The organism is Flavobacterium hibernum (assembly GCF_000832125.1).
In the GTDB taxonomy this organism is placed as follows: domain Bacteria; phylum Bacteroidota; class Bacteroidia; order Flavobacteriales; family Flavobacteriaceae; genus Flavobacterium; species Flavobacterium hibernum.
Genome location: NZ_JPRK01000001.1, coordinates 1 through 14,167 on the forward strand (window position 1 = coordinate 1; position 14,167 = coordinate 14,167).

At 31.2% G+C, this 14,167-nt stretch carries 14 protein-coding genes; 12 read left to right on the forward strand and 2 right to left on the reverse strand.

What is annotated here, in order from left to right:
• The first annotated feature begins 821 nt into the window (after nt 1–821).
• The 12 genes from thrS (at nt 822) to IW18_RS00065 (ending at nt 11,901) form a co-directional block, all read left to right on the forward strand.
• On the forward strand, nt 822–2,768 hold the full coding sequence (thrS, locus tag IW18_RS00005) for a threonine--tRNA ligase (protein ID WP_041515543.1): 1,947 nt from the start codon (nt 822–824) through the stop codon (nt 2,766–2,768).
• Nucleotides 2,769–2,790: 22 nt separating this feature from the next.
• Nucleotides 2,791–3,342, forward strand: a complete 552-nt coding sequence (gene infC, locus IW18_RS22815; protein ID WP_072974136.1) for a translation initiation factor IF-3 — start codon at nt 2,791–2,793, stop codon at nt 3,340–3,342.
• A gap of 103 nt (nt 3,343–3,445) precedes the next feature.
• A complete protein-coding gene (gene rpmI / locus IW18_RS00020; RefSeq protein ID WP_007810722.1) occupies nt 3,446–3,643 on the forward strand; it encodes a 50S ribosomal protein L35 in 198 nt (65 codons plus the stop codon).
• Between the two features lie 102 nt (nt 3,644–3,745).
• Entirely contained in the window at nt 3,746–4,090 is a 345-nt protein-coding gene (rplT, locus tag IW18_RS00025) for a 50S ribosomal protein L20 (RefSeq protein WP_041515545.1), read from the forward strand.
• Between the two features lie 131 nt (nt 4,091–4,221).
• The gene (locus IW18_RS00030) at nt 4,222–5,034 is read left to right on the forward strand and encodes a hypothetical protein (protein WP_041515546.1); all 813 of its coding nucleotides are present in this window, start codon (nt 4,222–4,224) and stop codon (nt 5,032–5,034) included.
• A gap of 70 nt (nt 5,035–5,104) precedes the next feature.
• The gene (locus tag IW18_RS00035) at nt 5,105–5,680 is read left to right on the forward strand and encodes a Crp/Fnr family transcriptional regulator (protein ID WP_041515547.1); all 576 of its coding nucleotides are present in this window, start codon (nt 5,105–5,107) and stop codon (nt 5,678–5,680) included.
• A 66-nt stretch (nt 5,681–5,746) separates the two neighbouring features.
• Nucleotides 5,747–6,181 carry a carboxymuconolactone decarboxylase family protein gene (locus tag IW18_RS00040; RefSeq protein WP_041515548.1) on the forward strand — a complete coding sequence of 145 codons (435 nt, stop codon included), beginning with the start codon at nt 5,747–5,749 and terminating at the stop codon, nt 6,179–6,181.
• A gap of 414 nt (nt 6,182–6,595) precedes the next feature.
• Nucleotides 6,596–8,065 carry a tetratricopeptide repeat-containing sensor histidine kinase gene (locus IW18_RS00045; RefSeq protein ID WP_240475515.1) on the forward strand — a complete coding sequence of 490 codons (1,470 nt, stop codon included), beginning with the start codon at nt 6,596–6,598 and terminating at the stop codon, nt 8,063–8,065.
• Between the two features lie 164 nt (nt 8,066–8,229).
• Entirely contained in the window at nt 8,230–9,840 is a 1,611-nt protein-coding gene (locus IW18_RS00050) for an ATP-binding protein (protein ID WP_123902587.1), read from the forward strand.
• Nucleotides 9,841–9,850: 10 nt separating this feature from the next.
• The gene (locus IW18_RS00055) at nt 9,851–10,519 is read left to right on the forward strand and encodes a helix-turn-helix domain-containing protein (RefSeq protein ID WP_041515550.1); all 669 of its coding nucleotides are present in this window, start codon (nt 9,851–9,853) and stop codon (nt 10,517–10,519) included.
• 78 nt (nt 10,520–10,597) lie between these two features.
• Nucleotides 10,598–10,852 carry a hypothetical protein gene (locus IW18_RS23435; RefSeq protein WP_041515551.1) on the forward strand — a complete coding sequence of 85 codons (255 nt, stop codon included), beginning with the start codon at nt 10,598–10,600 and terminating at the stop codon, nt 10,850–10,852.
• A gap of 245 nt (nt 10,853–11,097) precedes the next feature.
• Entirely contained in the window at nt 11,098–11,901 is an 804-nt protein-coding gene (locus tag IW18_RS00065; protein ID WP_041515552.1) for an endonuclease/exonuclease/phosphatase family protein, read from the forward strand.
• Here the strand turns inward: IW18_RS00065 and IW18_RS00070 are convergent.
• Complete coding sequence (locus tag IW18_RS00070; protein WP_041515553.1) at nt 11,898–13,157, reverse strand: hypothetical protein; 1,260 nt, start codon at nt 13,155–13,157, stop codon at nt 11,898–11,900. The genes IW18_RS00065 and IW18_RS00070 overlap by 4 nt on opposite strands.
• 339 nt (nt 13,158–13,496) lie before the next feature.
• The gene (locus IW18_RS00075) at nt 13,497–14,162 is read right to left on the reverse strand and encodes a response regulator transcription factor (protein WP_041515554.1); all 666 of its coding nucleotides are present in this window, start codon (nt 14,160–14,162) and stop codon (nt 13,497–13,499) included.
• Between the last annotated feature and the right edge of the window lie 5 nt (nt 14,163–14,167).

Genomic DNA, 14,167 nt, shown 5'->3' on the forward strand with positions numbered 1-14,167 from the left:
GAAAATAAATTTTCATTTCTGTTAATCTCACTTGTCAGTATTTCGAAGAGCGTATATCGCTGTTGCGGGTGCAAAAGTAGATCCTTTATTTGCATTTCCAAGCCTTTTTCTAAACTATTTTTAATATTTTTTATAAGTAGCTGGCTTGATGCTTCTTACAGCGCTAAGTTTTTTTGACCTTTGTAGGATTTTAGGTTGTTTTGCTGATTTTCGACTATTTTGGACGATTTTGCCATAAAGTCGCTAAGGCACCAAGCGTTGGTTTTGTTTGCTTTGTCTGGATTGGCATGAAACTCAACAAGACACAAAGCTAGATTTTATTCGTGGTTTTGGTTTCGCGCAGAGACGCGAAGACGCTAAGTTTTGATTTTGGAGCGTTTTATTTCTCTTTGTATTACAACAAGCCTCTTTTGAAAGACACTCCCCTAGCCCCGATAGTAGTGGAAATCCTTTTGTGCCGGCGTTCGGCACAAAAGATTGGAACGGATAGCGGGAGATAGCTCCTAAATAAAATTCCTAATTTTTTCAAATTCCAGATTCCAAAGGCTTCGACTTCGCTCAACCTAACATAGCTATTCCTATTATATAAACTGTCGGAATCGGGACGTGAAACCTTAGCTTATATATAAAGGAGAACAAAAACCAATACACTCCCTAGAAACCTATCACCAGAATCAATAAACACACTCTTATATATAGTAGTAAAAAATACGTTTGGGGATAATTATAAATATTACTCTTATATATTAGTATAAACATGTATATATATATTGTATGTATTTTTGTAATGCGTTATATTTGCATTCACAAAATTATAAACAATGATTAAGATTACTTTACCCGACGGGTCGATTAGAGAGTTTGCCTCGGGCGTAACTCCGATGGAGGTTGCTAAGAGCATTAGTGAAGGATTTGCAAGAAACGTGATTTCCGCATCTTTTAATGGTACAACAATTGAAACCGAAACTCCACTGACGACCGACGGTAGTCTTATTTTATATACTTGGAACGATGCAGAAGGTAAAAAAGCTTTTTGGCATTCAACTTCTCACGTAATGGCTCAGGCCCTAGAGGAACTTTTCCCCGGAATTCAACTAACACTTGGACCTGCAATTTCAAATGGATTTTATTACGATGTAGATTTTGGTGATCAAAAGATAACTGATGCAGATTTTAAAAAGATCGAAGACCGTGTTCTTGAAATTTCGAGAGGAAAACATGAATTTAAAATGCGTCCTGTAAGCAAAGCTGAAGCTTTGGAGATGTATAAAGACAACGTTTACAAAACTGAATTGATTTCAAATCTTGAAGACGGAACTATTACATTTTGTGATCATTCTACTTTTACTGATTTATGTCGTGGTGGACATATTCCAAATACAGGAATTATCAAAGCCATGAAAATCATGAGTGTTGCGGGAGCTTATTGGAGAGGTGACGAGAAAAACAAACAGTTAACTCGTGTTTATGGAACTTCTTTCCCTAAACAAAAAGACCTAACTGAATATCTTGAGCTTCTTGAAGAAGCTAAACGTCGTGATCACCGTAAATTAGGAAAAGAACTTGAACTTTTTGCTTTCTCGCAAAAAGTAGGCCAAGGCCTTCCTTTATGGCTACCTAAAGGTGCTGCATTAAGAGATCGTCTTGAGCAGTTTTTAAAGAGAGCTCAAAAGAAAGCAGGATACGAACAAGTTGTTACACCACATATTGGTCAAAAAGAACTTTATGTTACTTCTGGTCACTATGCAAAATATGGTGCTGATAGTTTTCAACCTATACACACTCCTGCTGAAGGCGAAGAGTTTTTATTAAAACCAATGAACTGCCCTCACCACTGTGAGATTTACAATGTAAGACCTTGGTCATATAAAGATTTACCTAAGCGTTATGCTGAATTTGGTACTGTATATAGATATGAGCAATCTGGAGAATTACATGGTTTAACTCGTGTTCGTGGGTTTACTCAGGATGATGCACATATTTTCTGTACTCCGGAGCAATTAGATGAAGAGTTTAAAAAAGTAATTGACTTGGTACTTTATGTATTTGGTTCGTTAGGCTTTGAAAACTTTACTGCTCAAATTTCTTTGAGAGATCAGGAGAACAGAGAAAAATACATTGGTTCTGATGAAAATTGGGAGAAAGCTGAAAATGCAATTATCAATGCTGCAGCAGATAAAGGATTAAACACTGTAGTAGAATATGGCGAAGCTGCTTTCTACGGACCAAAACTTGACTTTATGGTTAAGGATGCTTTAGGAAGACAATGGCAACTAGGTACTATTCAAGTTGATTACAACTTACCGGAACGTTTTGAATTGACTTATAAAGGTGCTGATAATGAATTACATCGACCTGTTATGATTCACAGAGCTCCTTTTGGATCTATGGAACGTTTTATAGCAATTTTACTAGAACACACAGCAGGAAATTTCCCACTTTGGCTGATGCCTGAACAGGCTATAATCTTGTCTTTGAGCGAGAAATACGAAATATATGCTAAAAAAGTTTTAGATTTGCTAGAAAATCACGAAATTCGCGCCCTAATTGACAACCGAAGTGAAACTATCGGTAAGAAAATTAGAGATGCTGAAATGCAAAAAATACCGTTTATGCTGATTGTAGGTGAGGAAGAGGAGAAAAACGGAACAATTTCTATTCGTCGTCACGGTCAAGAAGGAAAAGGAAATATTACAGTTACAATTGATGAATTTGTCGCTATTGTAAACGAAGAAATAAAAAAGACATTAAAAGTTTTTACAGTTTAACTTAAATTATAAAGTCATAGCAATAAGAAGCAACAGAGGTTACCAACCTCGAGTAGAAAAAAAAGATGCACACAGAATAAATAACAATATTCGTGGTGTACAAGAAGTAAGACTAGTAGGCGAGAACATCGAACCAGGTGTATTTAAGCTTGCAGAAGCTTTACGTTTAGCAGACCAATTTGAATTGGATTTGGTTGAAATTTCACCAAACGCTGAACCACCGGTTTGTAAAATCATGGATTACAAGAAATTTGTTTACGAACAAAAGAAACGTGATAAGGTTTTAAAGGCTAAGTCTACGCAAGTTGTAGTAAAAGAAATTAGATTTGGTCCTCAGACTGATGAGCATGATTATGAATTTAAAAGAAAAAATGCAGAGAAGTTCTTGAAAGAAGGCGCTAAATTAAAAGCATTTGTTTTCTTTAAAGGTCGTTCTATCATCTATAAAGATCAAGGACAAATTTTATTACTACGTTTGGCTACAGATTTAGAAGAGCACGGTAAAGTTGAAGCTATGCCCGTTTTAGAAGGAAAGAGAATGATTATGTTCATTGCTCCGAAGAAAAAGAAATAGTGTTCAGTTTGCAGTTTCAGTATACAGTTTTACAACAAACCTGAAACTTTAAACTTGAAACAAAAATATAAGTAAGTAAGAATAAATTAAAACACTAGGAAAAATGCCTAAAATGAAAACAAAATCTAGCGCCAAGAAACGTTTCAAAGTTACTGGTTCTGGAAAGATTAAAAGAAAGCATGCTTTTAAAAGTCACATCTTGACTAAAAAATCTAAAAAACGTAAATTAGCTTTGACTCACTCAGCGCTAGTTCACTCTACAGATATGAAAAGCATCAAACAACAATTAAGAATTATCTAATAATTCTTTAGGTTAAAAAATCATTTAAAATAACCTTGGAGTATGGCTTTTAAGTTCCTTTGATTTAATTCAGGACGCCTGCTACAAAAACACATTAAAATTATGCCAAGAGCAGTAAATTCAGTTGCTAAAAGAGCAAGAAGAAAAAAAATAATGAAGCAAGCCAAAGGTTTCTTTGGTAGACGTAAAAACGTTTGGACAGTTGCTAAGAATGCAGTAGAGAAAGCAATGTGCTACGCTTACCGCGATAGAAAACAAAACAAAAGAAATTTCCGTGCTTTATGGATTCAACGTATCAACGCTGGAGCTAGATTGGAAGGAATGTCTTATTCTCAATTCATGGGGAAAGTAAAAGCTAATGGAATCGAATTGAACCGTAAAGTTCTTGCAGATTTAGCTATGAACCACCCTGAAGCTTTCAAAGCAATACTTAATAAAGTAAAATAAACGTTTTATAAACTCAATTTAGATTACTTACTTATCATAGAAAAACCCAGTCGAAAGATTGGGTTTTTTATTACATAAAAACTAACAAATCTCCTTTCGCAAAATAATATAGAAAAGAATAACTTTATAATATGAAAAAACCTCTAACTATTGTACTTATAATTTACAGCTTTATTATCCAAGCACAACAACAGCTTGATAAAAATGTTGTAAACACAATAATTGGAGAAGTTGATAAACGAGATTCAAATTGTCTCACGGAAATCGAAAGGGCAAAAAATGATTTCAAATCTAAAGAAACATATTATTACATAGAACCCGAAGGTTATCTGAATATGAATACCTATAGATCTCATTCATTTTTACAAGAACTACTTCAAAAAAGAAGAATTGATTTTTCACACTCACAGGAGTTAGAACTATCGTCTTTCTGGAATGAAAGCAATGACCAACGTTATCAATTAAAGACCAACTGTTATTGCAAGGCATCTAACGAATTACTAAACAGAAAATACGGAATTAATTTTATAGAAAAAACAGAAAAAATGGCAGACAGCCTCTATGTTATTAGTAGACTAAATGAGGTTTTCAATTATCCTGATGATGTTGATGACTATTACATAATTTACCCTAAGGCTAAAGATTTTCTAAATCAAAAAATTGAAATTCAGAAAGACTTTTTTACAAAATTTAAATTTCCAAATACTTTCATTCATAGTCCAAATAAAGATAATTTTCTAATTAAAACAGATTTTGTTATTCAAAGAAACTCTAAAATTTCATGCCTCAATATTGAAGTTGAATTTAAAAATCCTCAAAATCAAAAATTTAAGGACGATATTATTCTTCAAATTAAAAAGTTTATTGAAAACGCAAACTGGAAAGCCGCCATGTCAAGCGGAGTTGCCGTGGATTGCAGATTTAAAATGATTTTTACTAATTAAGTCACATCTCATACTATCTGCAAAATCCTGAATTTTAAACCTATATTTGTACTTCACCAAATTCTTCTCAATGTACGAAGCCCTTGTTCATCATATTGAAAAATTCATAACACTAGAGCCTTCAGATATTGATACTTTAGAATCTTGCCTGCATATTTCAAATATTAAAAAAAAAGAGCATGTTTTAAAAGAAGGTCAGTTTTGCAACACGATGTACTTTATTACTAAGGGTTGCATGAGACAGTACATCATTAATACTAAGGGCACTGAACAGACGCTTCAATTTGGAATTGAAAATTGGTGGATTACTGATTACTTGAGTTATCATAATCATATTCCGTCTCATTTCTATATTCAGGCAATCGAAAACTCAGAAGTTATTGCTATCGAAAAACCAGTTCTCGAATCTTTATTAATTCAGATCCCAAAACTGGAACGGTATTTTAGAATAGTCGCGCAAAAATCATTTGGTGCTGCACAAATGCGCATCAAATTTTTATTTACTATGTCGGCAGAAGAAAGGTATCACCATTTTAATAATCTGAATCCAGAATTTGTTCAACGCATTCCGCAATATATGCTTGCTTCCTATTTAGATTTTTCTGCTGAATTTATGAGCAAAATTAGAGCGGGAAAAATTTCTTGAAGTAGTTCAAGTTTTTTAAAGAGTATGAATATGATCTTTGTATCAAACTTTTAAAGAACATATAAAATGAAACCAAGAATCGTTATTCCAACAGTTGCTCCAGAAGCATATCAAGCTTTAATGAATTTAGAAAAATACATTTCTACAACTTCACTTACTCCTACGCATAAAGAATTAATTAAAATTAGAGCATCACAAATAAATGGCTGCGCCTTTTGTGTTAACATGCATACTGCTGATGCAAGAAAGCAAGGTGAAACTGAGCAACGCATTTACTTAATAAGTGTATGGCGTGAAGCGGATGTTTTTACAGAAGAAGAAAAAGCAATTTTAGCTTTGACTGAACAAGTTACTATGATTAGCAATCACGTTTCTGATGATACTTATCAAAAAGCGGCTTCTTTGTTTAGTGATAAATATCTTGCTGAAATAATCTTACTAATCATCACCATTAACTCTTGGAACAGACTCGCTATTACAACAGGATTGAGAGCGGTATAATTTTACAAAGATTAACTTTACAAAAAGTACGGACAAAACCATAAACATAATTGGTTTTGCCCGTATCTATTTAAAAATCACAGGAATAAATCAAATTAATAATTAAACAAAATACCGTATTTATACTCTTTTTTAAGAACTTAAATTCTTTATTTTTGGCGCATGATACCAAAAAGAATTTCCCTATCTCTATATATAATTTTAACTCTTTTACTTGTTCTTTCCTGTCAAAAAAAAGCCTCATTTACAACAAAACCGATAGATACAAAGGCTAAGGTTAAAAAATTAATTATCATCGCAGATCGATTCTATGACAATAAAGAATTTGATAGTGCATTTTTTTACTATAACAAAGCAAAAATAATTTGCGATCCGATATCTGATTCTGAAAACTATGTTAGTACACTAAACGACATGGCAGATATCCAACAAAATCAGGAAGATTATATTGGCAGCGAAACTACAGCTACTGGAGCTCTGCCCTATTTAAAGTATATAAAGAAACCTAAACACGTTTGGAATACTTATGTAATATTAGGAACTAATTATCTAAATACTTCAGATTTAAAAAATGCTTTATTATACTACTATAAAGCGCTAAATCTAAATACAAGCGAATGGCGCAAACTTGCGGCCAAAAACAATATTGCTGTTGTTTTAATGGAAGAGAAGAAGTATGATGAGGCATTGCAAATCTTGCTTCCTTTGCTTACTGAAAAAAGTGTACTCGAAATTCCAGAAAATTATGCCAAAACACTAGACAATATAGGTTTTTGTTATTCGAAAACAGGAAACCCTAGTGCGCTTAAATATTTTGGAAAAGCATTAAAAATTAAATCCGAAACGAATAATCATGGAGATATAGGCATTACTTATATTAATTTAGCTAAACATTATCAGGACAAAAATCCAAATTTAAGCAAAAAATATGCTGCCCTAAGCTACCAAAAATTCAGCCTTGCCAATCATCCTCAGGACAGAATGTCTTCATTAGAATTAATAATCAAATCAACATCGGGCCATGAATTGAAAAAGTACTCCACTTTGTACGTTAATTTAGTCGATAGTATTTTTGAAGTAAGGCAGAAAGCAAAAAATCAGTTTGCACGAATTAAGTACGATTCTAAAATAGAGAAAGACGAAAATCTAAAACTTAAAACGCATAAAGCAGAAAATGAACTGCAACTTGAAAGACAAAAAAACCGAAACATTGTTTCGTATATTGTCATTGCATTAAGCCTAAGTTTACTACTGGTTCTTTATTTCTACCTAACCTCGAGGGGGAAAAAAGAAAAAATTGAAGCAACCTATAAAAGCGAAACTCGAATTGCAAAAAAGCTTCATGATGAGCTTGCTAACGATATTTATCATACGATGGCTTTTGCAGAAAACAAAAATCTAGCTTTGGATGAAAATAGAGAACAATTATTGAATAATCTAGATGCAATATACTCTCGAACCAGAGATATCTCGAAAGAAAACAATCCTATTATTACGAATGAAAATTATCTTCTTTATTTAAAAGAAATGATTTCTGGTTTTACTACTCCAAATACCAACATTGTTTTAACTGGTTTGGATTCTATTTCCTGGTGTAAAATTGACAGAAATAAAAAGATAACCCTTTATAGGGTTATACAGGAACTGCTTGTAAACATGAAAAAGCATAGTAACGCTACTTTAGTTGGCATAACTTTTAAAACAACTGACAAAAACATTCTTATTAACTATACTGATAACGGAATAGGTGCAAACCTACATGACATAAATTTTAAAAACGGATTGCACAATGTAGAAAGTAGAATTCTAAATATAGAAGGTGAAATTGATATTGATTCATCGCCTGAAAAAGGGTTTAAAGTTTATTTAAATTTCCCTATATAATGGTTTCAGGAATTCTTTCAATCTTTCAAAACAAAATAGTTTTGAAATGCTTTTTAGCCATCCTTATATTAATCATGTTGGGTAGTTCGCTGTATTTAATAAAGTGTACTAAAAATGAAATACAAATAAAGAAAAAAGACAATACTGCCCAAATTAAAAAGCTAATGGATAAAGCAGATGTTCTATTTGACACTTACAAGTTTGTAAACTCTTATTACTACTATAACGAAGCTCAATTACTTTGCGATACAAAAACTGATTACGTCGATTATGTATATGCTCTAACGTGCATGGCATCTGTAGAACAAACTCTTGGCGATTATACTGCCAGTGAAATATTACTAACCAAAACTCTTCCGCATTTAAAAAAAATAAAAAAACCAAGATTTGCGGCAAACGTATACAGCCAGTTTGGAGCTAATTATTATTATACATACGATTACAACAATTCTCTATTGTATTACACAAAAGCATTACATTTAAAAACAAGTTATTATAGAAAAATTGTTGCCTTAAATAGCATTTCTTTAAATTATCTTAAGCAAAAAAAATACAAGCTTGCAGAAAGCATACTTATTCCGCTTTCAAAACTTAAAGTTATTTACAAAAAAGACCCATTTATAAACGACGATGAATACTCTAGAATTCTAGACAACTTAGGCTTATGCTATAGTGAACAAGGTAAGCCCGAAGCATTAGATTATTACAAAAGAAGTCTCGCAATAAAACTTCGTCTAAAGGAATACAATGGACTCATATATAATTACCTTCATTTTGCAGAATACTTTCAAAAAAGTGATCCTTCATTGGCCAAAACTTATGCATTACAAGCTTATGAACTTTCTAACAAATTAAATGATAATACTACTAAATTGCAAAGTTTAAAATTATTAACCAAAACCAGTCAAGGAAGTGATGTAAAAAAATACACTCTAAAATTTATTCAACTTGCGGATAGTATTACTACTTTGAAGAAAAAATCAAAAAAACAATTTGCCAGAATTAAGTACTATTCAAGTCAAGATAAATCCGAAAATTTACAGCTGAAAGATGAAAAGGTTACTAATGATTTGTATTTAGAGCGTCAAAAAAAACGTAATATCATTTCATATATCATTATCATTTTTACTGTTATTTTTAGTCTTTTTCTTTATTTATACCTAAAACTGAAAGGTCGAAAAGAAAAAAATGAAGAAATTCTTAAAAGTGAAATGAGAATTTCAAAAAAATTACACGACGAATTGGCAAACGATCTTTACCAAACTAGGGCTTTTGCTCAAAATAAAGATTTAGAACAAAACGAAAACAAAGAGAATTTATTAAATAATTTAGAGGCTTTATACTCAAAAACAAGAAATATTTCGAAAGAAAATAGTCTAATACCAACCAACGAATTTTATCATATTGCCTTAAAAGAAATGATTTCAGGATTTAAGACTCCTAACATAAACATTTTATTAAATGGTTTAAGTGAAATTCTGTGGAATCAAATTGACAAAAACAAAAAAATAATTATTTACAGGGTTCTACAGGAGTTATTTTTCAACATGAAAAAGCATAGTGATGCTACTTTAGTTAGTGTAACTTTTAAAATTGTAAATAAAAATATAGTCATTGGCTATACGGATAATGGTGTCAGAGAAAAAAATAATCCAATAATTTTTAAAAATGGATTGCAAAATGTGGAAAGCCGTATTAAAACTATAAATGGAACTATTATTTTTGACGATCATTCGCAGAATAGTTTTAAGTTAAGTTTTACATTTCCTTTATAAGTGCTACAGTATGTTTAAAAAAGTTTTAGTTGCCGAAGATTTAGATAGTATAAGTATAGCCGTTATTCAAGTACTTGAAGACCTGAAAGTTCCTATAATTCATCACGTGAAATATTGTGATGATGGTTTGTTGAGAATAAAAAAAGCATTACTAGACAATGAACCTTATGATTTATTAATAACTGATTTATCTTTTAAAACAGATCACCGGAAAGTGAATTTAAACTCTGGAGAAGATCTTGTAGAGGCGGCTAATGAGTTTCAACCTAAATTAAAGAAAATTGTATTTTCGATCGAAGATAAATCATATCGTATAAAATCACTTTTTTCTGATTTGGGTATTAATGCGTACGTTTCTAAAGGAAGAAACAGCATAAATGAATTAAGAAAAGCAATTGAAGGAACTTATAGAAATGAAGAGAAAATACTTTCTTCTGATTTGTCTTTTTCTTTTAACGACAAGGCTTTAATCGAAATTGAATCTTATGACATTTCGATTTTAAAACTTTTAGCTCAAGGTTATATTTTAGAAAATATTTCGAATGAATTTAAAGCTTCTTCCATAACTCCAAACGGGACTAGCAGTATCGAAAAACGCATCAATAAACTAAAAATATACTTTAAAGCAAATAACAATGTTCATTTAATTGCCATTGCAAAAGACTTTGGCTTGGTTTAAATTTCATACCGTTTACGGGTTTCCGTAAGGAAATAATTTTTTATAGATTTAAGTTTGTATGAATCTATTAACCTACAAATGAAACCCAAGAACAAAATTAATTTTGAAAGCAGTCTTCAACAAAGATTTATTTCAAATATTAATACAACCAAAAACAAAATAATTATGAAAACAATGTTACTTTGCGTTTTTCTATCCCTAAGTTTTGCTTTCGTATCTGAAAAAACTGGATGGCTAGAAGTAGATTGGAAAATCATTTTCATCCCTGCTCTTCTTGTTTTACAAATAATCATTATTGGAACCGCTCTAAAAAACAGGTATAAGAAGCATTAAAATCATATATTTTTAGATTATCGAACTTCATTGAATATGAAAAAAATAATTTTGATTATAATAATTTTTATAATCATCATACTTCATTGGTATATAACAAATACTGAAGAGATGATGATTGTAGATAATTCCAGTAAAAAAATAGAAACTACAAAATAGGAATCTTTATTCTGAAATCACAAATACAATTAAGCTGATTTATTGTAATATTTACAAATGCTTATATTTGACATTTTAAATACAGCATGAAAAATTCTTTAAGTTTTGTTCTTTTCTTTTTTACAATATTCAGCTTTTCCCAAACTAAAATTCTATCTTGGAATTTACAAAATTTTGGAAAATCAAAATCTAATTTTGAATTAAATCATATTGCCTCTACTGTTCTTGATTATGATATTATAGCTATTCAGGAAGTCGTTGCTGGTTACGGCGGTGCTCAAGCTGTGGCTAAACTTGCAACACTTTTAAATGAAAAAGGATCAAAATGGGATTATACCATAAGTGATCCAACAACCGGCAACAGCTATAAAACTGAACGATACGCATTTATTTGGAAAACAAGCAAAGTTAAACTTAAAGGAAATCCGTGGCTTGAAAAAAAATATAATCTAGAAATAGATCGCGAACCTTATTTTGCTACATTCGAAATCAACAAAAAGACAGTAACTTTAGTTAATTTTCATGCTATTACTAAGAAAAAGCAACCGGAAACAGAAATAAAATACTTTAAGTTCCTACCACAGGAATATCCAAACTTAAATTTGGTTTTTATGGGAGATTTTAACTGTCCGCAATCGCACTCTGTATTCAATCCGTTAAAAAAAATAGGATATACTTCGATTTTACAAAATCAAAAAACAACTTTGAAACGACAATGTAAGGAAACAAACTGTCTGGCATCAGAATTTGATAATATTTTTTATCAAACAAATTCTATTAAATATCTTGCTTCTGGTATAATTTCGTTTCATACAAAATTCAATACTCTAGACGAAGCCAGAAAAATTTCAGACCATATCCCTATTTGGTTCGAATTTTCAATTAATTAAGTTTTAAGTTTCTTTTTCTTTGCAGCAGGAAACAAAACATTATTTAAAATCAAACGATAACCCGGTGAATTTGGATGTAAATCTAAAACTGTTGGCGGATCTCCTACTTGATGCTGAAAATCTTCAGGGTCATGACCTCCAAAAAAAGTAAACATTCCTTTTCCTTTTTCACCATGAATATACCTCGATTCTCCGTTAAGCTCACAAGTACCCATTAACAAAACATTTGATTTTATCAAAGCTGTATCAAATGAGGTTGTTTGCCCCATAAAACCTTTTACTAATTGTGTATGATTTTGGCATAACATACTTGGAATTGGATCCCATTTTGCAGAAAATTCCATCAAAGTAAAATAATCTTTATCCATCGGAATCCTTCTTTTTGATGTCATATCAATATCTGAAAACTCATATACTTCTGGTCTTCTTTCAAGCGTAAAATCTTTAAATGCAAATGAATTTCCGTAATTCAATTTTGACTGATAATTTGAATCACTCGCATCTCCATCAAACATCGCTTCGCAAATATCAACTCCATCTGCAGCTAATGCAATATCAAAACTATCAGTTGCAGAACACATTGCAAACATAAATCCACCACCAATAACAAAATCTCTAATTTTCTTTGCTACCGCACCTTTTTCTTGCGATACTTTTGCATAACCTAATTTTGTAGCTAAAGCTTCAGCATCTTTTTTCTGTTCTATGTACCATGGAGTATTTTTATATGCCGAATAAAATTTCCCATATTGTCCCGTAAAATCCTCATGATGTAAGTGCAACCAATCATAAAGTAATAGTTGATCGCTTAAAACCTCTTCATCATAAATTGGCGTAAAAGGAATTTCGGCATAAGTTAAAACTAAAGTCACAGCATCGTCCCAAGGTTGTTTTCCTTTTGGAGTGTAAACAGCAATTTTTGGGGCTTTTTCTAGAATTACAGATTCCATATTTTGAGAAGGGCTAGAAATCTCATTTAAAATTGACGCCTCTTCAGCATCCGAAATCACCTCAAAACTTACACCTCTAATTTTACATTCTTTGCGAATTTCTTCGGCATCAGGCAATAAAAAAGATCCTCCGCGATAATTAAGCAACCAACTCGCTTTGTAATCTTTACTCAAACACCAATATGTTATTCCGTAAGCTTTTAAGTGATTCTGTTGTGTCGTTTCATCCATCGGAAGTAAGATAAACGAAGCTTTTGCAGATAATGAAAGTAGAAATATGAAAATATAAACTAAACACTTATTCATTAGAAAATTATTTTAGTAAAGATATAAAGGAAGCTTTAAAAAACACGATAGATATTTCGGTTTTATAAGAGCATAAATGTTAAATAAAAACTTAACAAAAAATTGAAATTGTTTTATCAAAATCACGTAAAAACACGTATTTTAAAAGTAGATATTATTCATACATTTGCTATCCCAGATCATCAAACTAATCAATAAAAAACCAAAACCATGAAGTTTAATGATAGTAATAATCAACCAAAAGGATTAAATGTAATGCAAAAAATAGGTCTATGTGTACTTGTACTCACTATTATTTTGTACTACGTATTATCTATACAATTTTTAACTAGTTAAAAATTAAATTGTAATAACTGCAATTTCATTCTGAATCGCATATACTACTAAACCGGCTATATTTCTAGATTCGGTTTTAAGCAGTAAATTATTACGGTGTCCTTCTACTGTTCTCGGACTTAAGTAAAGATGCTCAGCAATTTCTGAAGTTGTTTTTTGCTGGCAAATAAGCTGTAGAATTTCTATTTCACGTGGAGAAAGAAAACCTGTCTCTAAATTTCCTTTCGAGTTTTTTGTCGAAACAATAGTTTCCTTAATTGTTCGCAACACATTTTCATTATAATGAAATCCTTTTATTGCTACTTGATTAATAGTATAAATCAAATCTTTTGGAGTTGTATTTTTTATTAAGTAAGCAACTGCTCCAACCTGAATCATATTTGCAACAAAAGATTTAGTATCATAACTTGTTAATGCAATTATTTTAATTTCGGGAAATGATTTGCGAATGATTTTTGTAGCTTCAACACCATTTAAGATTGGCATTTTTAAATCCATGATAATAATATCCGGTTTAATTTCATTGTCATTCAACTGAGAAAGTAATTCTTCTCCATTAGAAGCTTCGAAAACAATATCGATATTATCTTCTCTTTGCAACAAAAAAGAAATCCCTTTACGGAATAAAACTTCGTCATCGACTAAAGCAATTTTAATAGCGGCATTCATTTTGA

What these genes read in the sequence shown, in the direction of transcription:
- thrS (WP_041515543.1), top strand. Translation starts at nt 822, where the DNA reads ATGATTAAGATTACTTTACCCGACGGGTCGATTAGAGAGTTTGCCTCG.
- rpmI (WP_007810722.1), top strand. Translation starts at nt 3,446, where the DNA reads ATGCCTAAAATGAAAACAAAATCTAGCGCCAAGAAACGTTTCAAAGTT.
- rplT (WP_041515545.1), top strand. Translation starts at nt 3,746, where the DNA reads ATGCCAAGAGCAGTAAATTCAGTTGCTAAAAGAGCAAGAAGAAAAAAA.
- IW18_RS00030 (WP_041515546.1), top strand. Translation starts at nt 4,222, where the DNA reads ATGAAAAAACCTCTAACTATTGTACTTATAATTTACAGCTTTATTATC.
- IW18_RS00035 (WP_041515547.1), top strand. Translation starts at nt 5,105, where the DNA reads ATGTACGAAGCCCTTGTTCATCATATTGAAAAATTCATAACACTAGAG.
- IW18_RS00040 (WP_041515548.1), top strand. Translation starts at nt 5,747, where the DNA reads ATGAAACCAAGAATCGTTATTCCAACAGTTGCTCCAGAAGCATATCAA.
- IW18_RS00045 (WP_240475515.1), top strand. Translation starts at nt 6,596, where the DNA reads ATGGCAGATATCCAACAAAATCAGGAAGATTATATTGGCAGCGAAACT.
- IW18_RS00050 (WP_123902587.1), top strand. Translation starts at nt 8,230, where the DNA reads ATGGATAAAGCAGATGTTCTATTTGACACTTACAAGTTTGTAAACTCT.
- IW18_RS00055 (WP_041515550.1), top strand. Translation starts at nt 9,851, where the DNA reads ATGTTTAAAAAAGTTTTAGTTGCCGAAGATTTAGATAGTATAAGTATA.
- IW18_RS23435 (WP_041515551.1), top strand. Translation starts at nt 10,598, where the DNA reads ATGAAACCCAAGAACAAAATTAATTTTGAAAGCAGTCTTCAACAAAGA.
- IW18_RS00065 (WP_041515552.1), top strand. Translation starts at nt 11,098, where the DNA reads ATGAAAAATTCTTTAAGTTTTGTTCTTTTCTTTTTTACAATATTCAGC.
- IW18_RS00070 (WP_041515553.1), bottom strand. Translation starts at nt 13,157, where the DNA reads ATGAATAAGTGTTTAGTTTATATTTTCATATTTCTACTTTCATTATCT.
- IW18_RS00075 (WP_041515554.1), bottom strand. Translation starts at nt 14,162, where the DNA reads ATGAATGCCGCTATTAAAATTGCTTTAGTCGATGACGAAGTTTTATTC.